This is a genomic window from Streptomyces sp. WG7 (assembly GCF_049975785.1).
GTDB lineage: Bacteria > Actinomycetota > Actinomycetes > Streptomycetales > Streptomycetaceae > Streptomyces.
Genome location: NZ_JBNGGE010000043.1, coordinates 15,723 through 39,450 on the forward strand (window position 1 = coordinate 15,723; position 23,728 = coordinate 39,450).

Genomic DNA, 23,728 nt, shown 5'->3' on the forward strand with positions numbered 1-23,728 from the left:
CCCGCTCACCGCGCTCCGCGTCCGGTCACCCAGCCGAAGAGGACCACCGAGCACACCGCCGCGAACGCGCACCAGGTCGAGACGAACTCCAGCCGCCACAGGGCCCAGCAGATCAGCGCGCCCGCGCCGGCCAGGTACCCCAGCACGCGCAGGCCGCGGTCCCCGGACAGCAGCAGGGAGCCGACCGTGGCCACCAGATAGCCCGCGACCAGCAGCCCGGCGAGGGGCAGGTCCACCACGTAGCCGACGGTGCGGCCGCGGATCTCCGCGCGCACGGGGCGTGTGGCGAGTACGTACGAGAGCACCGTCGCCGTCGCGGCCCCGGCGGCGAGCGGCACGGTCAGCCGGCGCCGCGCGGACCGCGGCGCGGCGCACAGCACGCCCGCCGGCACCCAGAGGGCGAGCAGCGGGAGGGCCATGACCGTCCAGGCCAGGGTGGCCGGACCGGTCCCGCCGTCGGAGGCCCAGACGGCCGCCTCGACCATCTGATGGGCTCCGAGCAGCAAGGGCAGCGCGGCCAGCGGAAGGTCACGGCCCCGCCGTGCCCGGACCACACAGCCCACGCCGACGGCGGCGACCCCGATTCCCGCGACGAGGTCGGCCTCCGCGCTCCAGCACATCCTTGCGTCCTCGGGTCGGCCGACGGGCCCTCCATCGTCACCGATCCGGTGGGGCGCGGCCGCGTCGACACGGCCGCACCGCCGAGCCCCCGTTGTGTTCTTCGCGGCTCCGCACTCGAACGAGCGGTGCCCCCCGGGAGTCGCCGGGTGGCACCGCTCGTGGTCCGGCCGGCGGATCAGGCGTCGGCAGCGGCCTCCTGGCCGAAGACGGCGTGCAGTCGCCGCGTGTGGTCGACACGGCGTTCCGGTCCGGTGAGGGTCACCGTCGCCGTCAGGAGCGGGGCGGTGCTGGACGCGGCGAGCCGCAGTTCCAGGTCACCCGGCTCCACCACGCGGTGGCCGTCGCGTCCGGTGAAGGAGGCGAGGTCGGCCGGGACCTCGACCCGCACCCTGCGGGCCTCGCCGGGGGCCAGCGGCACCCGCGTGTAGCCGATGAGGCGCTGCACCGGCTGGACGACGGAGGCGACCGGGTCGTGCAGGTACAGCTGGACGACCTCGGTGCCGTGCCGTTCGCCGGTGTTGCGGACCGTGAGTCCGAGCGAGAACGCGCCGTCGGTGGGGGCCTCCTTCTCGTGCACCACGAGGTCGCTCCAGTCGAACGTGGTGTACGTCAGGCCGTGCCCGAAGCCGAAGGCGGGCGTCGGGTCGATGTTCGACACCTCGCTGGCGTGGGCGAGCCGCGCCCCGAGGTAGGTGGTCGGCTGGGTACCGGCTCCGCGCGGCACGCTGACGGGCAGCCTGCCGGTGGGGCTGGTGCGCCCGCCGAGCACTCCGGCGATGGCGGCGGTGCCCTCCTCGCCGGGGAAGAAGGACTGCACGATCGCGGCGGACTCCGCCACGGCCCGGCCCAGCGCGTACGGCCGGCCGGCGAGCAGCACCGTCACGACCGGCTTGCGGGTGTCCAGCAGCGCGTCGAGGAGCTGCTGCTGGGCGCCGGGCAGGGCCAGTGACTCGGCGTCGCAGCCCTCCCCGCTGGTGCCGCGGCCGAACAGCCCGGCGCGGTCGCCGAGCACGGCGACGACGACGTCGGCGTCCAGGGCCGCGCGGACGGCCTCGGGGATGCCGAAGACGTCGCCGTCGTCGACGCCCGTGCCGTGCACGACCGTGAACTCGGTGTCGGGGAACTCGGCGGCCAGGGTGTCGCGCAGGGTGGGCAGCGCGATGCCGACCGGGGTGTCGGGGTGGTGGACGCCGATGTGCTGGGGGAAGGAGTAGCAGCCCAGTACGGCGGTGGGCTCGTCGGCGTTGGGTCCGACCAGGGCGATGCGGCGCGGCCGGTCGAGCGGCAGGGTGCCGTCGTTGCTGAGCAGCACGACCGCCTCCTCGGCGACCGTGCGGGCCAGTTCGCGGTTGCCGGGACCGTCCAGGTCGATCCGGCCGCGCAGGGCGTCCGGATCGTCCAGGTCGGCGCCGTCGAGCGCGGACGGCACCGGGTTCCAGTCCGCGTCGAGCAGCCCGAGCGCGGCCTTCTGGGTGAGCACCCGGCGCAGGGCGCGGTCGATCAGCGCCTCCGGTACGCGGCCGTCGGCGACGGCCTCCGCCAGGGGCGCGCCGAACGTCTTGACGGTGGGCAGCTCGACGTCGACGCCCGCCCGCAGCGCGGCCCCGGCGGCGCCCGCCCAGTCGCCGGCGATGCCGTGCAGCGTCTTGAGGAAGGCGATGCCGAAGTAGTCGGCGACGACGGTGCCGTCGAAGCCCCACGTGTCCCGGAGCAGTCCGGTCAGCAGGTCCTCGTCGGCCGCGGCGGGCACCCCGTCGATGTCGGTGTAGGCGTGCATCACCGAGCGGGCGCCGCCCTCGCGGACCGCCATCTCGAAGGGGGGCAGCAGGACGTCGGCGCGTTCACGCGGGCCCACGGAGGAGGGGGCGAGGTTGCGTCCGGCGCGGGAGGCCGAGTAGCCGACGAAGTGCTTGAGGGTGGCGACGACGCCGGCCTCCTCCAGGCCGCGCACGTAGGCGGTGCCGATGGTGCCGACGAGGTACGGGTCCTCGCCGATGGTCTCCTCGACCCGGCCCCAGCGGGCGTCGCGCACCACGTCCAGGACGGGTGCGAGTCCCTGGTGGATCCCGACGGCCCGCATGTCGCGGCCGATGGCGGCGGCCATGCGCCGGACCAGGTCCGGGTCGAAGGTGGCGCCCCAGGACAGGGGGACGGGGTAGGCGGTCGCGCCCCAGGCGGCGAACCCGGCCAGGCATTCCTCGTGCGCGAGGGCGGGAATGCCGAAGCGGTTCTCGGAGGCGATGCGGGCCTGCGTGCGCATGAGCGAGAGCGCGCCGAGCGCCGGGTCGACGGGGGCGGTGCCGAAGGGGCGCGTGAGCTGGCCCAGTCCGGTGGGCAGGAGCGCGTCGAGGTCGACGGCCTCCTCCATGTCGTGCTGATGGGGGGCGACGTCTCCGCCCTCGTTGGACGCGCCGACCCACACGCCGTACAGCTGGGCGATCTTCTCCTCGGGGGTCATCGCTTCGATCAGCGCGGACACCCGGTCGGTGAGGGTCCGGGCGGGGTCGTTCCAGAGGGGGACTTCGGGGGTGGTCTCTACGGCCACGTCGGCGATCACTTTCCTCCGACGCCCATCAGGCCCTGGACCAGGGCGCGACGGGCGAACAGGTAGACGAGCAGGATGGGCGTCATGGACAGCACCACGGCTCCCAGCAGACCGGGGATGTCGATGCCGTGCGCGGTCTGGAAGTTGTACAGCCCCAGGGTGACCACCTTGGTGGACTCGGACTGGGTCAGGACGAGCGGGAACAGGAAGCCGTTCCACGCCTGGAGCGCGGAGAACACCACGATCGTGGAGAGGCCGCCGCGGGAGAGCGGCACGACGAGCTGGAAGAACATGCGCCGCGGGCTCGCGCCGTCCATCGCCATGGCCTCGTACAGCTCCGGGGAGATGTCACGCATCGCGCCGCTGAGGATCAGCGCGGACATCGGCAGGCAGAACGCGGCCGTGGGCAGGATGACGCCGAGCAGGTTGTCGTACAGCCCGGCCTCGCTGATCAGGTAGAACATCGGCACGATGACGGCCTGGGCCGGGATGGCGAGGCCGAGCAGGAACAGCCGGAAGATCGCCGTCGTGGCCCTGCCGCGACTGCGGACGATCGCGTAGGCGAGCGGCGGTACCAGCAGCAGCACGATGCCGATCACGCTGGCGGTGACGACGAGCGTGTTGAAGAAGTACTGGCCGAAGCCCGAGTCGAAGGCGCCGGTGAAGTTGTCCAGCGTGAAGCTGTCCGGGATCGAGACCGGGCCGTTGTCGGCGTAGTCCTGGCGGGTGCGCAGGGTCGCGGCGAGCATCACGTACAGCGGCAGGCCGACCAGGAAGAGCCAGACGAGCGAGCCGACGCCGGCCACGTAGTTCGGTCGGCGCCTCATGACACACCCTCCATGGAGCTGCGCATCTTGTCGTAGCCGGAGACCCGGACGACGATCAGCGAGATGATCGTGGCCGCCACGACCAGGGCCAGGGCGATCGCGGAGCCGGTGCCGTAGTCGAAGCTCTTGAACGCCTTGTCGTACATGTAGTAGGCGCTGATGGTGGTGTCGGTGCCGGGGCCGCCCTGGGTCAGGATGAGGACCGTCTCGAAGGTGGTCAGGCCGCCGACGATCATCAGGATCATCGAGGTGATCATGGAGGTGCGCAGCTGCGGCAGGGTGATGTGGAAGAACTGCCGGTAGCGGCCCGCCCCGTCGATCTCCGCCGCCTGGTACAGCACCGGCGGGATCGCGCGGGCGGCGCCCTGGTAGATCAGCGTGTGGAACGGGGTGAACTGCCAGGTGCTGACGAAGGCGAGCACCCCGATGGCGGTGGACTGCTCACCGAACAGGTTGCCGTCGCCGAAGAGCCAGGCGGCATCGGCCGGGATGCCGAAGTTCGGGTCGAGCAGCGCCCGCCACAGCACGGAGACGGCCGTCGCGGACAGCAGCAGCGGGATGAAGTAGATGACCGACAGGACGGCTCGGTTGCGCTGGTGACCGGCGGCCCAGACACCGAGCAGGATGCTCAGCGGGGTCTGGAGGACCACGCCGAGCGCGGTCAGCAGCAGGGTCAGCCAGATGCTCTCGAGCATGACCGGGTCGTCGACGAGGCGCGACCAGTTGTCCATGCCGACGAACTCGGGCGAGCTGAGGCCGTCCCAGGTCATGAAGGACAGCACCGCCACCATGATCAGCGGGACGATCGCGAAGAGGGCGAAGAACACTGCGGCGGGCAGCGCCCAGGCGAAGCCGGGGCGGCCCACCTCCGTTGCGGACGAGGCGGGCGGCCGCCGCCGGGACTCCTTGCGGGGTCCGGCGGCGGGCCGAGCGCTCGTGAGGTCTGTGGTCATGAGCCGTTCGTCACTCGGTCGGGAGGGCCTGCATGGCCTTGATGAAGCCGTCCGTGTCGAGCTGTCCGTTGAAGAACTGCTGGACGGCCTTGTGCATGTCCGAGCTCGCCTTCTGCGGGTACGCCTGGTCCCATGACAGCTGGAACGACGGGGCGTCGGCGACGAGGTCGTACTGGAAGCGCGAGTACTCGGGGGTGCCCGAGCTGTCGATGAACTTGTCGGTGTCGGTGGTGGTCGGCAGGTTGCCGATGTCCAGCTGCGCCTTGACGAAGTCGTCGGAGTACATGAGCTTCAGGAACTCGGCGACGGCCTCGGGGTGCTTGGTCTTCTTCATCACCGAGTAGTAGTTGTTGGTGTTGCCGGCGACGTTGCCCGGGTCGCCCTTGCCGCCCTCGACGGCCGGGAAGGCGCTGTAGCCGAGGTCCTTCTCGGCGAACTCCTTGTGGTCCGTCAGCTGCTGGGAGTAGTACCAGGAGCCCATCAGCTCGAAGCCGGCCTTGCCCGAGGCCACCAGCTGGACCGAGCCGCCGTTGGTGTACTTGACGGAGTCGTAGTTCTTGCCGAAGGCGCCGGAGTCGACGAGCTCGCTGATCATGTCCAGGGCCTTCTTGCTGTCCGCGCTCTCCCAGGCGCTCTTGTCGCCCCCGATGGCCTTCGCGAACAGCTCCGGGCCGGCTATGCGGTCGTAGAGGTACTGGAACCACATCTGCGTCGGCCAGACGTCGCCGCCACCGAGCGCGATCGGCGTGACACCCGCGTCCTTGAGCTTCCCGACCGCGTCGAGCAGTTCGTCCCAGGTCTTCGGCGGCTCGACGCCCGCCTTGTCGAGGACGGCCTTGTTGTGGAAGAGCAGGACCGGCTGGGTGCCGCGCATCGGGATGCCGTACGGCTTGCCGTCGACGACGGCGTTCTCGAAGACCGTCGGCAGGAACTTCTTCTCCAGGTCCGGGTTCTTCTTGACGAAGTCGTCGAGCGGCAGCAGCAGGTCCGCCTTGACGAACGGCTTGATGCTGCCGCCGCCCCAGTTGAAGAAGATGTCGGGAGCCTCGGAGGTGTTGATGATCGTCTGAAGCTTCTTCTGGTAGTCGGCCCCGGGGATGGTGTCGAGGACGGCCTTGACGTCGGACGTCTTGTTGAAGGTGTCGACGATCTGCTGTTCGACCTTGTTGCTGGCGTCCCCGTAGACCAGGACATGGATCTTGCCGTCGTCCGACGACGCCCCGCCGTTCCCGTCACCACAGGCCGACAGGCTCAGCGCCAGGGCGAGCGTCGCACCGGTCGCGACCAGTCTGGGCAAGCGCGCGCGTGTCTTCATCGTTCGCCTTTCGAAAGTTTCGGCACCATCACCGAAAGTCCATGCTGGTCGGACAGTAGAGTGAGACAGGATTTCTGGTCAATGGCCGTGCAGATGCCGACTCAAAACGTTATCGATCGCATGACCTATCCTGCCCGTATGCACGATGAAGTTGAGGTGGGCGCCCGGGTGACCCTGGCCGAGGTGGCGAAAGAAGCGGGGGTCTCACCCCCGACAGTTTCGAAGGTCCTCAACGGTCGTTCGGATGTCTCCAGCACCACCCGGGTCAAGGTCGAGCAACTGCTGGAGGTCCACGGCTACCGCCGCCGGAGCTCGAACCCGCCGCGCTCCCCGCTCATCGAACTCGTCTTCCACGAGCTGGACAGCGTCTGGGCGATGGAGCTCGTCCGGGGTGTGGAGACCGTCGCCCAGGCGAACCGGGCGACCGTGGTGCTCACCAGGAGCGGCACACGGCACGCACCCGCGCCCGACTGGATCGAGGGTGTGCTCCGGCGCAGGCCACTGGGTGTCGTCCTGGTCTTCTCGTCCGTCCCCGCGGAGATGAAGCACCGGCTGCGGTCACGGAACGTTCCCTTCGTCATCGTCGATCCGGCCGGTGACCCGGACCCCGACGTGCCGTCCGTGGGCTCCGCCAACTGGGCCGGGGGCCTCGCCGCGACGCGTCATCTCACGGAGCACGGGCACGAACGCGTCGCGATCATCACCGGTCCCGAGGACATGCTGTGCTCACTGGCCCGTCTCGACGGGTACCGCTCGGCCATGACCATGGCGGGCCTGACGGTCGACCGGCGCCTCGTCCGTTTCGGCGACTTCCAGGTGCAGGGCGGTTTCGAGCACGGGATGGACCTGCTGGACGGCCCCGACCGGCCGACGGCCGTCTTCGCGGGCAGTGACCTTCAGGCCCTCGGTGTGCTGGAGGCGGCTCGGGTCAGGGGCCTGCGCGTGCCCGAGGACCTCTCGGTGGTCGGCTACGACGACGTGCCCCTGGCCCAGTGGTCGAGCCCGCCGCTGACCACGGTCCACCAGCCGCTGCGCCAGATGGCCGAGGAAGCGACCCGCATGCTCTTCCGCCCGGACGCCCCCGGCCGGGCCGCCCAGCGCATCGAACTGGCCACCCACCTCGTCGTACGGCAGAGCACGGCCCTCGCCGTACGGCAGGGCACGGCGCCACCGGGACGTGTGCCCGAAGGCCCGTGACGAAGCCCTGCCGGTCACCTGCGGCGGACGACTCCGCCCGCGGGTCACGCGGCGGCGGGTCACCTGGCGGCGCGACGTACGCCGTCACACCGCCACGCGGTCGTGCGGTCGTACGGTCGTGCAGCCGAAGCACGGGCCGTCGCCCTCGGCCTCGCCGCCGAGGGCGCGCACATCGTCGAGCGTCGGCGGGCGCCGACCCCTGGCCGGGGGTGCCGTCGTCCAGGGCGTGACCATGCCGGTATGCCGGTACCCGGTGCCGCCGGTGCGCGGGTCCGGCAGGCAGATTCTGGAGCGGGCCACGGGACTTCCTCCCCTCGACCGCCACGAAGACGGTGCGACGTCCGTCCGCCCTTCGCCGGCCCCGCGGCCGGACCTCGCGGTGATGGGGCCCGGCACGACGGACGGAGGCGGCGGATCCGGCCGGCGGGCCGGCCGGGTCGACGACCTGCGTCACCGCCCCGTCCTGCGAGACGCCAGGACGAGCCATCCGGCGAACGCGCCGACCGCGTACCAGAACAGGTCCGGTGGGTTGAACGTGGAACCGAGGACCAAGCGGGCAGCTGTACTGCGCCGGGAGAGTTCCGCCGGCAGCTCGCTGAGCTGCAGGAGCTCCACCCCCCAGCTGACGGCCAGCGCGACCGCCCCGGCTTTCCACGCTGTCACCCGCGGGACGACCAGGACGACGAGGGCGACGATCAGCAGGGTGTACAGGGCGTCCCCGCCGTACTTGGCCACGTCTCCCGCCGCGGCGGCCCTGAGCCCCAGCCCCGCGCCCACGGTCACCGACGCGGCCGCGGCAGCCGACAGGCGCATTCGGTTCGTCCCGCTGTCGAAACCTGCACTGGTTCTGGAAGGCGCGGCCATACCGTCATTCTGCTGGACCGGCTCCGCCCCTCGGCAGCACCCTCGACGCACCCGCGTCCCGGACGCGCCGCGGGGTGCGGCGTCCCTGCCGCGCGGAAGGGCAGGGTGAGCACGGGAAGCCACGGCCGAGCCGCGCACGCCCTCCGCCACTCGGTCACCTCTCCGTGGACTCCGGGACCACGCGTCGAGGCGGCTACGGCTCCCGCGTCCGCCCCCGCCGTCATCCTCAGGTAGGAGTACGGCCTCGTCGTCCCGCACCAGGCCGGTGTCCCGGCTGGTACCCGGTCACGAGCCCGCAAGGACAGCACTCGCACGATGCCCCGACAGGCCTCGGAAATGCAGCCTTGGTACCTACCTGAGACCTGACCTTGGAGAAACCCTTCTCGTGGCTACCTTCCTGTACCGACTGGGCCGTACCGCCTTCCGGCGGCGCTGGCTCGTGACCCTGCTGTGGGCCGTGGTCCTCGGCGGCGTCGGCCTCGGCGCCGTCAAGGCCCCCGCCGCCGGTGACGACGGCACCTCGTTCATGCCGGGCATCGAGGCCCAGAAGGCGTTCGACCTCATCGGGGAGCGGTTCCCCGGCTCGGACGCCAACGGCGCCGACGCGCGCATCGTGTTCATCGCCCCCGACGGGGAGAAGGTGACCGCCGACGACCACCGCGCCGCCATCGACGAGCTGGTGTCCACGGCCGCCGAGGGCCCCCAGGTCGACAACGCCGTCAGCCCCTTCAAGGCCGGCGCGGTCAGCGAGGACGGCTCCACCGCGTACGCCACGGTGACGTACAAGGTCAAGGCAGGCGACCTGACCGACGCCGGCAAGGACGGCCTGGAGAAGGCCATCGACGAAGCCCGTGCCTCGGGCCTCACCGTGGAAGTGGGCGGTACCGCGCTCGCCTCGCAGCCGGCCGCCGGAGGTTCGGCCGAGGCCATCGGCATCGCTCTCGCCGCCGTCGTCCTGCTGATCACCTTCGGTTCCCTGGCGGCGGCGGGGCTTCCGCTGCTCACGGCCGTCATCGGCGTGGGCGTCAGCATGTGCGCGATCCTCGCCCTCGGCAGCGCCCTCGGACTGTCCATGACCACCGGCACCCTCGCCTCCATGCTCGGGCTCGCGGTCGGCATCGACTACGCCCTCTTCGTGGTCTCCCGCTACCGCGAAGAACGCGCGAACGGGCACGACCCGCGGGAAGCGGCGGGTCTCGCGGTCGGCACGGCCGGTTCCGCCGTGGTCTTCGCCGGCCTGACCGTGATCATCGCGCTCGCCGGGCTGTCCGTGGTCGGCGTGCCGATGCTGACCAAGATGGGCCTGTGCGCCGCCGGAGCGGTCGCCATCGGCGTCCTGGTCGCCCTGACCCTGGTCCCCGCGCTGCTCGGCATGTGGCCGAACGCCGTTCTGTCCCGCAAGGTCCGCAAGGCCGGCAAGCGGGGCGGCAACGTCGGGCACCACTCCGAGTCCGCCGACAACGGCGGCACCCGCTGGGCCCGCTTCGTGATGCGCCGCCCCGTGGCCGTGCTGCTCCTGGGCGTCGCCGGTCTGGGAGCCCTGGCCCTGCCCGCCACCCAGCTGGAGATGGGCATGCCCGGCGCCGAGGCCAAGCCCACGTCGACGACGGAACGACGCGCCTACGACGCCCTGGCCGACGGCTTCGGGGCCGGCTTCAACGGCCCGCTGACCATCGTCGCCGACGTCAAGGGAGCCGCGGACCCCAAGGCGGCCGCGACGACGATCGCCGAGCAGATCAAGGACACCGAGGGCGTCGTGTCCGTCACGCCCCCGCAGCTCAACGAAGCCGGGGACACCGCCCTCTTCTCCGCGGTCCCGGCCACCGGCCCGAACGACGAGGCCACCAAGGACATCGTCCAGACCATCCGCGCCGAGCGCCCCGGCCTGGAGGCGGACACCGGCGCGACCTTCGAGGTCACCGGCAGCACCGCGATGAACATCGACGTCGCCCAGGCCCTGCAGGACGCCCTGGTGCCCTACCTGACCGTCATCGTGCTGCTCTCCCTGCTGCTGCTCCTGGTCGTCTTCCGCTCCGTACTCGTGCCCGTCAAGGCGGCCCTCGGCTTCCTGCTCTCCGTCCTCGCCTCGCTCGGCACGGTCGTCGCGGTCTTCCAGTGGGGCTGGGGCGCCGAACTGCTGGGCGTCGAGCAGACCGGCCCGATCATGAGCCTCATGCCGATCTTCCTGGTGGGCATCGTCTTCGGCCTGGCCATGGACTACGAGGTCTTCCTCGTCGCCCGCATGCGCGAGGCCTACGTCCACGGCGAACGCCCCGCCCAGGCGGTCGTCACGGGCTTCCGGCACAGCGCCCGCGTGGTCGTCGCCGCCGCGGTGATCATGATCGCGGTCTTCTCCGGATTCATCGGGTCCGGCGAGTCCATGATCAAGACGATCGGCTTCGGCCTCGCCGTCGCCGTCCTCTTCGACGCCTTCGTCGTCCGCATGGCCCTGGTGCCCGCCGTCCTCGCCCTCCTGGGGGACAAGGCCTGGTGGCTCCCTCGATGGCTCGACAGGGTACTGCCCCGTGTCGACGTCGAGGGCACCGGACTCACCGAGCGGTCCACTCCCGCGGGCGGCGACCAGCGCCCCCGGGAACCGGTCCGCATCTGATCCGCATCCCTCGCCGACGGGCCGCGCTGCCGTCTCCCACGGCCGCGCGGCCCGTGTCTGTCACGATGTCCTCACAGGCCCGACCCGGAGAACGCACCATGAGCACACCTTGGCGACAACGGGCGGCGAGCCGTCCCCGGACGGCCGAGGCCGTCCTCCTCGTGTCGCTGTTCGCGATCGCCGTCTCCGGCTGTCTCCTGTCTTTGTCCGTGATGCCGGGACCGCCCCCGCTGTGGCCCGCCGTCGCCGTGTCCGCGCTCGCCTGTGCCGCACTGCCCCGGCGCCACGGCCATCCCCTCCCGGTGCTGGCGGTGACCGCGCTGAGCATGGTGGCCCTGGCCGCCATGGGACACCTCGTGACGGCCATGAACATGGGCCCGCTCATGGTCGCGCAGTACTCGGTCAGCCTGCGCACCGAGCGCCGGACGGCCTGGTACAGCGCGCTGGCGGTCACCGCTCTGATGGTCGTCTCCGGTCTGTTCCACGGCTCGCTTCGGGACCAGTGGATCATCGGCCTGGTCAATCCGGCGGCCTGGGTGCCGCTGTCCGCGGCGCTCGGCGGCTATGTGCGGGTCCGCCGCGAGTACGCCGCCGCCAGGGCCGAGCACATCGCCCGCGAGCGCGAGGAGGAGGCCCGCCACCGCGTCGTCCAGGAACGTATGCGCATCGCCCGCGAACTCCACGACGTCGTCGCCCACCACCTCGCCCTGGCCAACGCTCAGGCGGGCACCGCCGCCCACCTCGCACGGGCCGATCCCGAGAAGGCGTACGAGATCCTGGGTGAACTCTCCGGGACCACCGCGGCGGCCCTGCGTGAACTCAAGGCCACCGTCGGACTGCTGCGCCAGGACACCGACACCGACGACGAGCTGGCGCCCGCGCCCGGCCTGGCGCAGCTGCCCGGCCTGGTGGCCGCCTGTGCGACGGCCGGCCTGGACGTGACCATCATCGAGGAGGGCCGGCCACGGCCGCTCGCACCGGGGCTGGACCTGACGGCGTACCGGATCGTCCAGGAGGCCCTCACCAACGTCACCAAGCACGCGGGCACCCGCACCGCGCGGGTGCGGCTCGCCCACACCCCTCACTTCCTCACCCTGACGATCACCAACGACACCGCCGGTCCCGTGCCCCGGCCCGGGTCCGCTCACGCCTCCGGGCGCGGCTTCGGGCTTCTCGGCATGCGCGAACGGGCCCTCGCCGCGGGCGGCACCTTCCGCGCGGGGTCCCGGCCGGAGGGCGGCTTCGAGGTCGTCTGCACCCTTCCCCTGCACGGCCACGACGAAGGCACCGCCCCATGACCATCCGCGTCCTGCTCGCCGACGACCAGGCCCTGCTGCGGGCCACCTTCCGCATCCTCATCGACTCAGACCCCGGTCTGACCGTCGTCGCGGAGGCCACCGACGGGCGGGAGGCGATCGACCTCACCCGCCTCCACACGCCCGACGTGGTCCTCATGGACATCCGCATGCCCGGCACCGACGGTCTGACCGCCACCGCAGACATCTGCTCCCGACCGGAACTGGCCGCCACCCGGGTCCTGATCCTCACCACCTTCGAGAACGACGAGAACGTCGCCAAGGCCCTGCGCGCCGGGGCGAGCGGCTTCCTCGGCAAGGACGTGGGCCCGGACGTCCTGCTGGACGGCATCCGCACCGTGGCGGCCGGTGACTCCCTGCTCTCCCCCTCGGCCACCCGGGCGCTGATCACCCGTTTCCTGGCCACCCCGGTCGACGACGGGCCCCTCACGTCGCCGGAGCACCTCACCCTGCTCACCGACCGCGAGCGTGAGGTCATGGCGCTGGCCGCGCTCGGCAGGTCCAACCACGAGATCGCCGACCAGCTGGTGCTGAGCCCACTGACCGTGCGCAGCCACGTCTCCCGCGCGATGACCAAGCTCAACGCCCGCGACCGCGCCCAACTGGTCGTGATCGCCTACCAGAGCGGCCTGGTCCGTGCGAGCCCCGGCGGTTGACGCGCACACGGGTCCCTCGGATCGCCGGTGCGGGCGGCACACGACCGTCGCCGGTCTGCTGCGCGCGGGCGTGAGGAGCGGTGGGTTCCGCGCCGACGCCGATGTCGGCGCGGTGGTGGGCGCCCTGATCGGCTCGACTCTCTGTCTGCTGCTGACCGGCCGGGGCGCCGAGGCACCGGTGCGGGCGGAAGGGCTGGTCCGCGCACTGCTGGACGGCCTGCGCGGCGCCTCGTAGCCGGTGAGGGGCGGCGCCACCGGGCGGGCCGGCTCGGCGATGTCCGGCGGACGGTGCCTGACGGCCGTCTGCCGGGGCGGGCACGAGAGCCTGATCCCTCGGTCGCTCCGAGACCGGCGCGGGCGGATACGCTGGCGCCGGCATCGAAGATCACGAAAGGACGAGGTAGATGGCGGACATGGTGGAGAAGGCGGCGCGGAGCGTCTTCGAGCGCTACGACGTGGACGGTGACGGCTTGGTCACCGCGGACGAGTACCGGCGGGTCGTGGCGGAGCTGGAGGGCACCGAGATCACCGAGGCCCAGGCCCGGGGACTGATCGAGTCGCTCGACACCGACGGTGACCGCCGGATGTCCTTCGACGAGTTCTGGGCGGGCATCAACCGCTGACATCGCCGGCCGGCACGGAGCGGGCGGTGCTCGGTCCCGACCGGTCCTCGTACCCCGGACCGGCAGGCGGTGGTGGTCCCGGGTCGCGGCGGGCGAACGCCGAGGACGCCGCGGGCGTCCCGTGCCGGATCGGACCGGTGTGCCGACGGCCGGAACGCGCGACGCCCCCCGCACGCCGCCCCCGTACGCCCCCGCGGTCCACGGGCCGCGGGGGCGTGCGGGTCAGTGCCCGGCGGCGACGCCGGTCGGTTCGTCGGGTGTTCTCCCGTGGTCGGACCGTGGCGGGCGCCGTGGCGGCGTCACCGGCCCGTGTCCTCTCCCAGGGAGATCATCGCGGTGACCTCCGCCGTGCGCGCCGTCTCCTCGGCGGCGAACCGCTCCGCGTCCAGCGCCTCGGCGAGTTCGTCGTCCTGGCGCATCAGCCGGTCCAGGTCGCTCCCCCGCACGTCCCCGTCACACAGGTTGGCGAACGCCTCCCGGACCTCGGGGCTCCACAGCCCGAGGTCCCTGACGCAGGGCGCGATCCGGGAGAACAACGCCCGGCGGAAGACGCGGAGGTAGTCGCTCTCCTCCGTGATGCGGACGGCCGCCGCCCGGGGCACACCGAAGTTCTCCAGCACCTCGGTGCCGCGCAGCCGGTTCCGCATCAGGTGGCAGCCCTCGATGACGAATTCCTCGCGCTCGGCCAGTTCGTTCGCGGTCAGGCCCCGGTAGTGGTCCCTCATGGCCATCCGGCCGAACGCCACGTGGCGGGCCTCGTCCTGCATGACGTAGGCGAGCAGGTGCCGGGGAAGGGGCCGGCGGGTGGTGTCGCGCAGCAGCCCGAACGCCGCCAGCGCCAGCCCTTCGACGAGGACCTGCATCCCCAGGTACGGCATGTCCCAGCGGGAGTCGCGCAGCGTGTCGTCCAGCAGCGTGCGCAGACTGTCGTTGACCGGGTAGCTCAGGCCGATCTTCTCCCGCAGGAAGCGGGAGAAGATCTCGACGTGGCGGGCCTCGTCCATGGTCTGGGTCGCCGCGAAGAACTTGGCGTCGAGGCCGGGCGTGGTCTCCACGATGCGGGCCGAGCAGATCATGGCGCCCTGCTCACCGTGCAGGAACTGGCTGAACTGCCAGGCGGCGACGTGTCGCCGCAGTTCGCCGCGCCGCTCGGGTCCCAGACGTTCCCAGTACGGAGTGCCGTACAGCGGGAGCGCCTCGTCGGGGGTGCCCAGGGGGTCGGCGGGGTCCACGTCGAGCTGCCAGTCGATCCTGCGTACGGCGTCCCACTGCCGGTCCTTGCCGCGCTGGTAGAGCGCGAGCAGTCGTTCGCGGCCGTCGTCGTACTCCCAGGAGAAGGTGCTCGCCGCGCCGGCGGGCACGGTCCAGTGGCCGGCGACGGACGGGGGCGGGGTGGGTGATGTCACGAGCGTCGTTCTCCTTCCGGTGCTACAGCGGCTGGTCGACGTGGTCGGGGGTGTAACGGACGGCGTGGGCGTACGTGTCCAGCAGTCCCTGGAGCGGGCGTTCGGGGAGGCCGGGCTTCCACAGTTCCACCGCCATCTCGCCGTGGTAGAGCATCGGCCAGCGGACGTACAGCCTGGGATCCGCGGCATCGTTGACGGCCTGCGACCGGGCGGCGGTGTCGGCCGCCACGTCGGCCATCAGGTCGGTCCCGCAGCCGAAGCCGTACGGGTACAGCTCCCGGTTGGGCGGTACCGACTCGATGACCGCCGCGTCGGCCCGGTCGACTCCCACGTGGGCGTGCACGCCGCCGCGGATGAGCGGGGCCGTGCGTTCGCCGTCGGGGTCCACGACCCAGTGCCCGCTCGCCGACCGCCCGAGACGGACGGTGGGAACGGAGGAGAGCAGGGCGCACACCTCCCAAGCCTCCACCGACGGCCCCTTGGGGTCGACTCCCTCCGGGGCGAGGACCCGCAGGCGCTCGCCGTGGCTGCGGGGGTGGAGCACGGTGACCTCGTCCTCGCGCAGGTCCCGCTTGTCGACGTCCCAGCTGCCGGAGGCGGTGACCACGACGGCGTCGAGGCCGGGGTCGTAGAGGAACAGCATGCCCTCGCTGAGGCGCTTCCAGCCGAGGTACTCGCGGTACAGCGAGGCGAGGCCGTCCGAGACGTAGCGGTCGATCCGGACCGGTTCGGGGAGCAGGCCGAGCCGGCCCATGCGCCGCCCGGCCTCCGCCAGGTGTGCCGGTGCCGGGGAGGCGGCCCAGGCGGTGGCGGGCAGGGCGTCGCGGACCACGTCGTAGCGGTCGCCGACGTCCCGGGCGCAGGCGGCGGTGACCAGCCGGTCGCGGATCCGGTCGGCCGGCCGCCCGGTCTCGGTGGGATGGCCGCCTTCCAGGGTGAACAGGGTGGCTTCCCGCCCGCCGCGGCCGACCAGGACCACGCGGGGGGCCGCTGTCCGGGCCATGACGGTCCGCCCGATCTCGACCGCTTCGGTGTGCCGCAGGCCGGCGAGCCGCTCGGGGACCTGGGCGATCACCACCGTCCGGCGCGAGCCGACGCGCAGCCCGAGTTCGCCGCACGTCCGGGCGCTCAGCGGTGGGCTCTGCTCGGGAACCCGGTCGGGCAGGGGCTGCGGACCGGTGGGGATGTGCGTGACGATCAGCAGCAGGTCGACGTCGCCGTGCGACGATTCCACGACGGCGTGTCCCTGTTCTTCGAACGCCGCGGTGAGCTGGCGGACGAAGACGCCCAGCGCGGTGTCGTCCGGGTGGGGCCGGCCGGCGACCTGCACCACCAGCGGCCGCCACCACGGCAGTTCGTCGAGTTTCACCGCCGGGCGGTCCGGGAGGCCGGTCATCGGGTGCCTCCGGCGACCATCGGCAGGATCCGGCGTGCCAGATCGTCGAGGCAGCTCGCCGCCATGAACTCCAGCGCGGGGATGTTGCATCCCAGCGCGCGGTCCACGCCGACGGAGAGTTCGACGACCATGAGCGAGTCGAGTCCCAGCTGGTCCAGTTTGCAGGTGCGGTCGACGCGTTCGGGGGTGGTCTGCACGACCTCGGCCACCAGCGCGGCCAGCTCGGCGGAGACCGCTTCCACCGCCTCGTCGTCACCGAGCGCGGCGAGCCTGGAGCGCAGCGCCTCGGCACGGCCGACCCCCGTGCGTCCGGCGGCCTGACGGCACGCGGCGAAGGCGGGCGGGTTCAGCCCGGCGAGCAACTGGCCCATCCGCTCCCAGTCCATCCGGCCGAACACCCCGACGTGGGGACCGTGTCCGAGTTGTCTCTCGAGCGCCTGCCAGATCTCCTCCGGCGTGACCGAGCCGAAACCCAGGCGGTGCAGCGTCTGTTCGAAACCGGTGCGGACGACGAAGCCGGTCTCGGCGACACCGCCCAGGACCTGGGCGGACCCCGGCAGGCCCCGGGCGCGCCGTTGCCTGACCAGGGCCTCCAGATAGGCGTTGGCGGCGACGTAGGCGCTCTGGAGCTTGTTGCCGGCCAGGGCGGCCACCGAGGAGCACACGTGGAAGAAGTCCAGTTCGCGGTCCAGGGTGAGTTCGGACAGTACGGCGGCTCCGCGCACCTTGGGGTGCAGGACGGCGTCGAAGCGTTCGGCCGTCAGCTGGGCGAGCGGGGCGTCGTCGAGGACCATCGCCGCGTGCAGGACGCCCCGCACCGGGCGGCCCGCGTCGTCGGCGTCGGCGATCGCCCGCCGCATCGTCTCGCGGTCGGCCGCGTCGCCGGCGAGCGTCGTCACCCGTGCCCCGGCCGTCGCGAGCCGCTTCAGCAGCGCGGGCGCCTCGGGAGAGTCCGCGCCCCGCCGGCCGACCAGGATCAGGTGCCGGGCTCCCCGTCGCACCAGGTGCTCCGCCAGCGCCGCCCCGAGTCCGCCCAGACCTCCGGTGACCAGGTAGCTGCCGGTGGCGTCCAGGGCCGCCGGGAGCATCGGCTGCTCCACCGCGACCGGCCCGCCCAGTTCGACGACGATCTTGCCCAGGTGTCTGGAGTGGCGCAGGGAGCGGAACGCCTCGGGCACCGCGTCGGCGGAGTGGACCTGGTGGGGCAGCGGCCGGTACCGGCCGTCGGTGACCCGGCGGCACAGTTCGGTGAACTCCTCGGCCGCGACGTTCGGCAGCTGCTCGGGAAGGGTCGCCACGTCGACGCCGAAGTAGGCGATGTTGCGCCGGAAGGGCCCCAGGAGGACGGGGGTGTTGGCGTACAGGTCGCGCTTGCCGAGTTCGACGAACCGGCCGCCGGGGCTCAGGCATTCCAGACCGCGTGCGATGGCCTCGCCCGCGAGGGAGTTGAGCACCACGTCCACACCGCGTCCGTCGGTCAGTTCGCGGACGTCCTCGGCGAAGCGCAGGTCCCGCGAGTTGAGGACGTGCCGCACGCCGAGCATCCGCAGCAGGTCGCGCTTGGCCGGCGTACCGGCGGTCGCGATGACCTCGGCGCCGACGGACGACGCGTACTGCAGGGCGGCCAGGCCCACTCCACCGGCCGCGCCGTGGACCAGCACCCGCTCTCCGGCGCGCAGGCGGGCCAGGCGCTCCAGCCCGTACTGGACGGTGAGGAAGACCGCGGGGAGGGTGGCCGCCTCGGTGAAGGACATCCGCTCCGGGACCCGTCCCAGCTGCTCGGCCCGGACGGCGACGTGCGAGGCGAACCAGCCCACTCCGCTGCCGAAGACGCGGTCACCGGGGGCGAGGCCGGTCACTCCGGCTCCCACGGCGACCACCTCACCGGCGCCCTCCAGCCCCAGAGCGGGTCCCTGGAGACCGGGTACCGGCCGGTCGTCGGGGATCAGGCCGGTGGCGAGCATCACGTCGCGGTAGTTCAGGGCGGCGGCCCGTACGGCGACCAGCACCTCGCCTGCCGCGGGGGCGGGGACCTCCTGCGGTTCCCAGACCAGGCGGTGGGCCATGCCGGGGTCGCGCAGGCTCAGCCGGTATCCGTCGGTCTGCCGGCGGACCGGTGGCGCGGCCGTGGTGAACCGGGGGACGAAGCGGCCGGCCCCGGTCAGGACGATCTCCCGTTCGGCCCCGGGGTCGTGCAGTTCGGCGAGCAGCCGCGCCGAGTCCCGTGCGGTGTCTCCCGAGCGTTCCAGCGAGATCATCCGCACCTCGGTCGCGGGATACTCGCTGGCGACGGTGCGGCCGAGCGCCCAGAGGGCGGCGGCCTCGGGTGCCTGGGGGCGTTCCGGGGCCGGGAAGAGACCGGTCGGGGGCAGGATCAGCCACAGCGAGGTTTCCCGGCAGGTACCGAGAGCGGCCACCACGTCCCGGATGCGGCAGGCGGCGCGGGTGATCGCGGCGGCCGGGTCGGACGCCGGGGCGGTGGGGCCGGCCGGGTAGGCGGGGTCCAGCAGCAGGGCCACGCGCACGGAGGCATCGGGCCCGGACGGCACCGTCGCGGCCCAGTCCGTCACGTCCAGCGGCAGGGGCCGGGTGCCGAGCGCGTCGGCGAGGGGACCGGCCAGTGCGTCGGGGGCGGCCGCCGCCACCAGCCACCGGCCGGCCGGTGGCGGCGCCTCGGCGGGCGGCGGGCAGGTGATGGCGGGGGCGGTCGCGCGGCGGGCGAGGATCACCGAGTCACTCGCGCGCTCCACGTCCGGTGCCTCCCCGGTGCAGGCCACGGCGTCGAAGCCGTGGGCGCCGAGCAGTTCCTTCCACTGCGCACGGGTGAGGAGGGGCGAGTCCTGCCGCAGGGCGGTGTCCGTGTAGTCCCAGTAGTCGTCCAGCACGCCGAAGAAGGTGGACACCCAGTCGCTGTCGTGGCTCTCCAGCGCCAGCAGCATGCCTTCGTCGGCGAGCAGCGCGGCGAGCCGGCCGACGGCGGCGGCCAGGTCCTTTGCGGTGTGCAGCGCGTTGGCGGCGATCACCACGTCGAACTCGTGCGGCCGCATGCCCTGTTCGGCGGGGTCGCGGTCGAGGTCGAAGGTGGTGTACTCGACGAAGTCGTAGGCGGCGAACCGGGCCTTCGCCTTCCCCAGGAAGCCGGCCGAGCGGTCGGTGAACACGTAGCGGGTGCGCTCGGGGGGCAGGACGGGCAGCAGCGCGCCGGTCATGCCGCCGGTCCCGGCGCCCACTTCCAGGATGCGCAGGGGCCGGTCGGCGGGCCAGTGCTCGACCATCGCGTCGAGCAGCTCCGCGGCGTAGGCGTTGTGCAGGCGCAGGTGGGGTGCGTTGCCGTAGAGCTGGGTGAGGAAGTGCTGGTCGGCCTCGCCGAAGAGGACCTCGCGGGGGTCGTCCTCTCCGCGCAGCAGGCGGGCGAGTCGCAGCCCGCAGCGGAGACCCGGCAGGGTCAGGGTCAGCGCGTCGGGCAGGTCGGCGAGCAGGGGGCGGATCCGGTCCAGGGGGCCGGTGGCGGTGTCCTGTCCGGTCAGCCGCCAGTGGTCACGGGTGGTCCGCTCGGCGAGGCCGAACGCGCACATGGTCGTGGCCAGCCGGCGGAGGTAGGGCCGGTATTCCGGCAGCGCGCCGGCTTCGCACAGGTCGTCGAGGCCGAAGTCGGGCCTGCCCGGGAGGAGCGTCTCGACGGCGCGGCGGGCGAACAGTGCCGCGATCTCTCCGGTCCGGGCCGTCACCTGCTCGTAGTGGTCGTCGATGCTGTCGCGCAGGCGCGCGCGGGCGGGGCCGGTCCGGGTCATCAGCTCGGCGGGAGCGGGCAGCCGCACCGGTGCGGCGCCGCCCCGTGGCGCCGCGCGGAGGACGAGTTCCCGCAACGCGGCGGGGGTGTCGTCGTGCAGGTCGAACCGACGCAGCCGGCAGCCTTCCAGTTCCATGTGGACCCGGCCGTCCCGGTCCGTCAGCGACACGTCCCAGACGGCTTCCCGGCCGGTCGCCCGGACGAGCCGCAGGTGCAGGTGGCCCTCGGACGCCGGCGGGTGCCACAGGCGCACGGCCGTCAGCTCGGCGGGCAGGAAGAGCGCGTCGCCCGTCAGTGCGGCCAGCAGCGGGGCTCCGGCCTGGAGGGCACCGTCGGTGATCACCGGGTGGGCGAGGTAGCCGTCGGTGCTCTGGTCGGTGCGGTAGGAGGCCAGCAGTTCCCCCTCGCCGAGCCGGAACTCGGTGAGGACCTGGAAGGCCGGGCCGTGCGTGATGCCGCTGGCGGCCAGGCCCCGGTAGTGCGCGTCGGCGGGCACGGGGTCGGGGTGGAGCCGGGCGCGCAGCGCGGCCAGGTCGAGGGGGGCGGGCGCCGGTCGCAGGAGGCGGCGCACCCGTCCCTGCGCGTGGTGCTGCCAGGGCGCGTCCGGTCCGGTGCGGCCGGCGATGGTCACGGTACCGGTCCGCGGGTCCAGAGCGGTCTGGAGGAGCAGGTCGTCGGTGCTGTCCTCGCCGGGCAGGAGGCAGGCGCTGGTGATCGAGAGGTCGGTGACTTCCAGCGCGGTCGTGTCGAGGTGGTGACGACCGGCGGCGAGTGCGGCTTCGAGGTGTCCGGTGGCCGGCAGCACGGTGGTCCGGCCGATCCGGTGCTCGGACAGCCATGGGCTGCGTACCGTGCTCAGCACGCCGTGCCAGGCGGGTCCGGCCGTGACGGCACGCTGCCCGAGCAGCGGGTGCAGGGGTACACCGTCGCTGGCGATGCCGGACCACCAGCCGGGCTCGGCCTCCCAGTACCGCTCCCGCTGCCACGGGTAGGCGGGCAGTTCCACCGGTGGTGCCGGCCGGGGGAAGTGCACGTCGGTGTCGACGTCGGCTCCGGCGGCCAGCAGGTGGGCGACGGTTCCTCTGAGGGCCGCCGGGCCGTCGGCGCGCCGGGAGCCGGTTCTCACCACCGCGGCGGGCGAGGTGCCGCTCTGGGTCAGCCGGCGCAGGTAGGGGCCGAGCACGGAGTGCGGACCGATCTCGACGAAGACGTCGAAGCCCTCGGCGGCCAGCGCCTCGACGGCGGGGGCGAACCGCACGGGCTCGCGGACGTTCCGCCACCAGTACTCGGCGTCCAGCGGGCCGGCGTCCCAGAGGCGGCCGGTCACCGTGGAGGCGTACGGCATCGTGGGTTCGGTGGACGGGAGGCCGGCGAGGCCGGTGAGCAGGGGCTCCCTGATGGGGTCCATGGCGGCGCTGTGAAAGGCGTAGTCGAGGTCCAGCTCGCGGGCGAACACGCCGCGCTCCTGCACGGTTCGGCCGAGGAGTGCCACGTCGGCGCCCGGTCCGGCGACCGTGGTGTCGGTCCTGCTGTTGACCCCGGCCAGTTCGAGCCGGCCGTCGTACGCGGCGAGTTCGGCCGCCAGTTCTTCCTCGGCCAGTCCGACGGCCGCCATGCGCCCCGTGCCGGCCGTGGCTTCCTGGGCCCGGCTGCGCGCGGCGACCACGCGGGCGGCGGACTCCAGGTCGAGCGCTCCGGCCACGCAGGCCGCGGCGATCTCGCCGACGCTGTGACCGACGACGGCCCGCGGCCGCACACCGTGTGCGCGCAGTGCCTCGACGACACCGAGCTGGTAGGCGAACAGCAACGGCTGGGCCACTTCGGTGGACTTCAGCCGCCCCGCGTCGCCCGCCGCCAGCGCGTCGACGACGGACCATCCCAGCAGTCCGTCGAGTACGCCGGCGACGTCCTCCACGGCCCGCCGGAAGGCCGGCTCGGTGCGCAGCAGCTCGGCTCCCATGCCGGGCCACTGCGACCCGTTCCCGGAGAAGGCGAACGCCACACGGCCGTGCGCCACCGCTCTGGCCGTGGCCGAGCCCGGCGCCGGACGTTCTCCGTGGGCGGCTGCCGTCAGGGCGGACGCCGCCTCCTGTCCGTTCTCGGCCAGCACCACGGTGCGGTGGTCGTGCCGGGCCCGCCGCCGCGTCGTGGTGTGGGCGACGCCGTAGAAGGTGCTCGCGTCGGCTTCCTCGAGTCGCTCGGCCAGCCGGCCGCACGCCTCGGTGAGGGCGCCTGGGCCCCGGGCGGTCACCATGACGGGCAGTGGGCCCCCGACCGCCGCCCGAGGGCCGGGAACGGCCGGGGCGGGGCCCAGCAGCACATGCGCGTTGGCCCCGCCGAAGCCGAACGAGTTGACGCCGACCACCGCGTCGGGGGACACCTCCACGCGGTGCGGCCGGACGGTGGGGCTCAGGTTGAGGTCCTGGAAGCCGATGCGCGGGTTCAGCGGCTGGGCGTGCAGGGTGGGCGGCACCAGGCCGTGCCGCAGCACCAGGATGGCCTTCAGCAGGCCGGGCACTCCGGAGGCCGGTTCCAGGTGCCCCAGATTGGTCTTCACCGAGCCGATGGGCAGCGGGCCGACGGTGCGCCGGGTCCCGAGTGCGCGGCCGATGGCCTCGCACTCGATGGGGTCGCCGATCGCGGTGCCGGTTCCGTGGGCTTCGACGTAGACGAGACGGTCCGGGTGCACCGAGGCCGCGGCGTAGGTGGTCGTCAGCAGGCTCTGCTGCGCCGTCCCGTTCGGCAGGGCGATGCCCGGGGTGCGGCCGTCGTTGTTGGCACCGCTGCCGAGGATGACCGCGTGGACGCGGTCGCCGTCGGCCAGGGCGTCGGGCAGCCGTTTGAGCAGCAGCAGGCCGCCGCCCTCGGAGCGGACGTAGCCGTCCGCGTCCGCCGAGAAGGCCCGGCACCGGCCGGTGGGCGACAGCATCGACGCGGCGGAGAACCCGGCGAACACGCGGGGGTCCAGGAGGATGTTGACGCCGCCCGCGAGGGCCAGCCGGGTGCGGCCGGCGCACAGGTGCTCGTACGCCCGGTGGACCGCGGTGAGCGCCGAGGAGCAGGCCGTGTCGAGCGCGAAGCTCTCGCCGTGCCAGTCCAGCAGGTGCGAGATGCGGTTGGCGGTGTTGGCCAGGGCGATGCCCGTCATCGAGTGGACGTCGCCCCTGCCGGGCCTGGCCTGCGCGAGACGGCCGAAGTCGTGGCTGGAGCAGCCGACGAAGACCGCGCCGTCGGTCCCCGCGCAGGTCGCCGGGTCCACACCCGCGTCGTCCAGCGCCTCGACCGCCAGTTCCAGCAGCATCCGCTGCTGTGGGTCCATGTGCTGTGCTTCTCGCGGGGAGATGCCGCGGAAGTACTCGCAGTCGAAGCCCTGGACGTCCGGCAGGAAGCCGCCGGCCACGGTGTAGGAGCGTCCGGGCCGGCGCCGGCCCCCGTCCAGGAAGTCCGCCGCGTCGAACCGGTCCGGTGGGACTTCCCCGACCAGGTCGTCTCCCTTGACCAAGGCGGTCCAGAGTCCGGCCAGATCACTGATGCCACCCGGAAGTCGGCAGGCGGTGCCGATCACGGCGACGGCTTGAGCCAGCTCGGTCATGGAGCTCCTCACGATG

Annotated in this window: 16 protein-coding genes; 6 read left to right on the plus strand and 10 right to left on the minus strand. The window is 72.8% G+C overall.

The annotated features are described in order from the left end of the window. Window positions 1-5: 5 nt before the first annotated feature. The 5 genes from ACP4J0_RS30655 to ACP4J0_RS30675 form a co-directional block, all read right to left on the minus strand. Entirely contained in the window at window positions 6-620 is a 615-nt protein-coding gene (locus ACP4J0_RS30655) for a DUF6629 family protein (RefSeq protein WP_426601980.1), read from the minus strand. Between the two features lie 176 nt (window positions 621-796). Further along, complete coding sequence (locus ACP4J0_RS30660) at window positions 797-3,178, minus strand: beta-glucosidase (protein WP_426601981.1); 2,382 nt, start codon at window positions 3,176-3,178, stop codon at window positions 797-799. Further along, a complete protein-coding gene (locus ACP4J0_RS30665) occupies window positions 3,175-3,993 on the minus strand; it encodes a carbohydrate ABC transporter permease (protein WP_426601982.1) in 819 nt (272 codons plus the stop codon). Before ACP4J0_RS30665 ends, ACP4J0_RS30660 begins: the two co-directional genes overlap by 4 nt. Then, complete coding sequence (locus tag ACP4J0_RS30670) at window positions 3,990-4,946, minus strand: carbohydrate ABC transporter permease (RefSeq protein WP_426601983.1); 957 nt, start codon at window positions 4,944-4,946, stop codon at window positions 3,990-3,992. Before ACP4J0_RS30670 ends, ACP4J0_RS30665 begins: the two co-directional genes overlap by 4 nt. A 10-nt stretch (window positions 4,947-4,956) precedes the next feature. Continuing rightward, window positions 4,957-6,261, minus strand: coding sequence for an ABC transporter substrate-binding protein (locus ACP4J0_RS30675; protein ID WP_426601984.1), 1,305 nt, complete (start codon window positions 6,259-6,261; stop codon window positions 4,957-4,959). A 138-nt stretch (window positions 6,262-6,399) separates the two neighbouring features. Here ACP4J0_RS30675 and ACP4J0_RS30680 point away from each other — a divergent pair, with 138 nt between their 5' ends. Continuing rightward, a complete protein-coding gene (locus tag ACP4J0_RS30680; RefSeq protein WP_426601985.1) occupies window positions 6,400-7,458 on the plus strand; it encodes a LacI family DNA-binding transcriptional regulator in 1,059 nt (352 codons plus the stop codon). A gap of 84 nt (window positions 7,459-7,542) precedes the next feature. Here ACP4J0_RS30680 and ACP4J0_RS30685 read toward each other — a convergent pair whose 3' ends face one another. Both ACP4J0_RS30685 and ACP4J0_RS30690 read right to left on the minus strand, forming a co-directional pair. Continuing rightward, on the minus strand, window positions 7,543-7,758 hold the full coding sequence (locus ACP4J0_RS30685) for a hypothetical protein (protein WP_426601986.1): 216 nt from the start codon (window positions 7,756-7,758) through the stop codon (window positions 7,543-7,545). A gap of 150 nt (window positions 7,759-7,908) precedes the next feature. After that, complete coding sequence (locus ACP4J0_RS30690) at window positions 7,909-8,271, minus strand: DUF2809 domain-containing protein (protein WP_426601987.1); 363 nt, start codon at window positions 8,269-8,271, stop codon at window positions 7,909-7,911. Window positions 8,272-8,707: 436 nt separating this feature from the next. Between ACP4J0_RS30690 and ACP4J0_RS30695 the strand changes: the two genes are divergently transcribed. The 5 genes from ACP4J0_RS30695 (at window position 8,708) to ACP4J0_RS30715 (ending at window position 13,528) form a co-directional block, all read left to right on the plus strand. Next, on the plus strand, window positions 8,708-10,933 hold the full coding sequence (locus tag ACP4J0_RS30695; protein WP_426601988.1) for an MMPL family transporter: 2,226 nt from the start codon (window positions 8,708-8,710) through the stop codon (window positions 10,931-10,933). Between the two features lie 98 nt (window positions 10,934-11,031). Beyond that, window positions 11,032-12,231 (plus strand): sensor histidine kinase, encoded by a 1,200-nt coding sequence (locus ACP4J0_RS30700; RefSeq protein WP_426601989.1) that lies wholly within the window; start codon window positions 11,032-11,034, stop codon window positions 12,229-12,231. Beyond that, window positions 12,228-12,905, plus strand: a complete 678-nt coding sequence (locus ACP4J0_RS30705) for a response regulator (protein ID WP_426601990.1) — start codon at window positions 12,228-12,230, stop codon at window positions 12,903-12,905. The genes ACP4J0_RS30700 and ACP4J0_RS30705 overlap by 4 nt, the downstream gene beginning before the upstream one ends. A 70-nt stretch (window positions 12,906-12,975) precedes the next feature. Next, complete coding sequence (locus ACP4J0_RS30710; RefSeq protein ID WP_426601991.1) at window positions 12,976-13,140, plus strand: hypothetical protein; 165 nt, start codon at window positions 12,976-12,978, stop codon at window positions 13,138-13,140. 169 nt (window positions 13,141-13,309) lie between these two features. Then, window positions 13,310-13,528, plus strand: a complete 219-nt coding sequence (locus ACP4J0_RS30715; RefSeq protein ID WP_426601992.1) for an EF-hand domain-containing protein — start codon at window positions 13,310-13,312, stop codon at window positions 13,526-13,528. A 299-nt stretch (window positions 13,529-13,827) separates the two neighbouring features. On the opposite strand, the gene ACP4J0_RS30720 is transcribed toward ACP4J0_RS30715, so the two are convergent. Genes ACP4J0_RS30720 through ACP4J0_RS30730 form a run of 3 tightly spaced genes read right to left on the minus strand, consistent with a single transcriptional unit; the run spans window position 13,828 to window position 23,712 of the window. After that, on the minus strand, window positions 13,828-14,934 hold the full coding sequence (locus ACP4J0_RS30720) for a diiron oxygenase (protein ID WP_426601993.1): 1,107 nt from the start codon (window positions 14,932-14,934) through the stop codon (window positions 13,828-13,830). Window positions 14,935-14,956: 22 nt separating this feature from the next. Continuing rightward, the gene (locus ACP4J0_RS30725) at window positions 14,957-16,330 is read right to left on the minus strand and encodes a hypothetical protein (protein WP_426601994.1); all 1,374 of its coding nucleotides are present in this window, start codon (window positions 16,328-16,330) and stop codon (window positions 14,957-14,959) included. Next, window positions 16,327-23,712 (minus strand): SDR family NAD(P)-dependent oxidoreductase, encoded by a 7,386-nt coding sequence (locus tag ACP4J0_RS30730; RefSeq protein WP_426601995.1) that lies wholly within the window; start codon window positions 23,710-23,712, stop codon window positions 16,327-16,329. Before ACP4J0_RS30730 ends, ACP4J0_RS30725 begins: the two co-directional genes overlap by 4 nt. Between the last annotated feature and the right edge of the window lie 16 nt (window positions 23,713-23,728).

Bases quoted from the DNA above. Each gene is read 5' to 3' on its own strand.
- ACP4J0_RS30655 (WP_426601980.1), bottom strand. From the start codon at position 620: ATGTGCTGGAGCGCGGAGGCCGACCTCGTCGCGGGAATCGGGGTCGCC.
- ACP4J0_RS30665 (WP_426601982.1), bottom strand. From the start codon at position 3,993: ATGAGGCGCCGACCGAACTACGTGGCCGGCGTCGGCTCGCTCGTCTGG.
- ACP4J0_RS30670 (WP_426601983.1), bottom strand. From the start codon at position 4,946: ATGACCACAGACCTCACGAGCGCTCGGCCCGCCGCCGGACCCCGCAAG.
- ACP4J0_RS30675 (WP_426601984.1), bottom strand. From the start codon at position 6,261: ATGAAGACACGCGCGCGCTTGCCCAGACTGGTCGCGACCGGTGCGACG.
- ACP4J0_RS30680 (WP_426601985.1), top strand. From the start codon at position 6,400: ATGCACGATGAAGTTGAGGTGGGCGCCCGGGTGACCCTGGCCGAGGTG.
- ACP4J0_RS30690 (WP_426601987.1), bottom strand. From the start codon at position 8,271: ATGCGCCTGTCGGCTGCCGCGGCCGCGTCGGTGACCGTGGGCGCGGGG.
- ACP4J0_RS30700 (WP_426601989.1), top strand. From the start codon at position 11,032: ATGAGCACACCTTGGCGACAACGGGCGGCGAGCCGTCCCCGGACGGCC.
- ACP4J0_RS30705 (WP_426601990.1), top strand. From the start codon at position 12,228: ATGACCATCCGCGTCCTGCTCGCCGACGACCAGGCCCTGCTGCGGGCC.
- ACP4J0_RS30715 (WP_426601992.1), top strand. From the start codon at position 13,310: ATGGCGGACATGGTGGAGAAGGCGGCGCGGAGCGTCTTCGAGCGCTAC.
- ACP4J0_RS30725 (WP_426601994.1), bottom strand. From the start codon at position 16,330: ATGACCGGCCTCCCGGACCGCCCGGCGGTGAAACTCGACGAACTGCCG.
- ACP4J0_RS30730 (WP_426601995.1), bottom strand. From the start codon at position 23,712: ATGACCGAGCTGGCTCAAGCCGTCGCCGTGATCGGCACCGCCTGCCGA.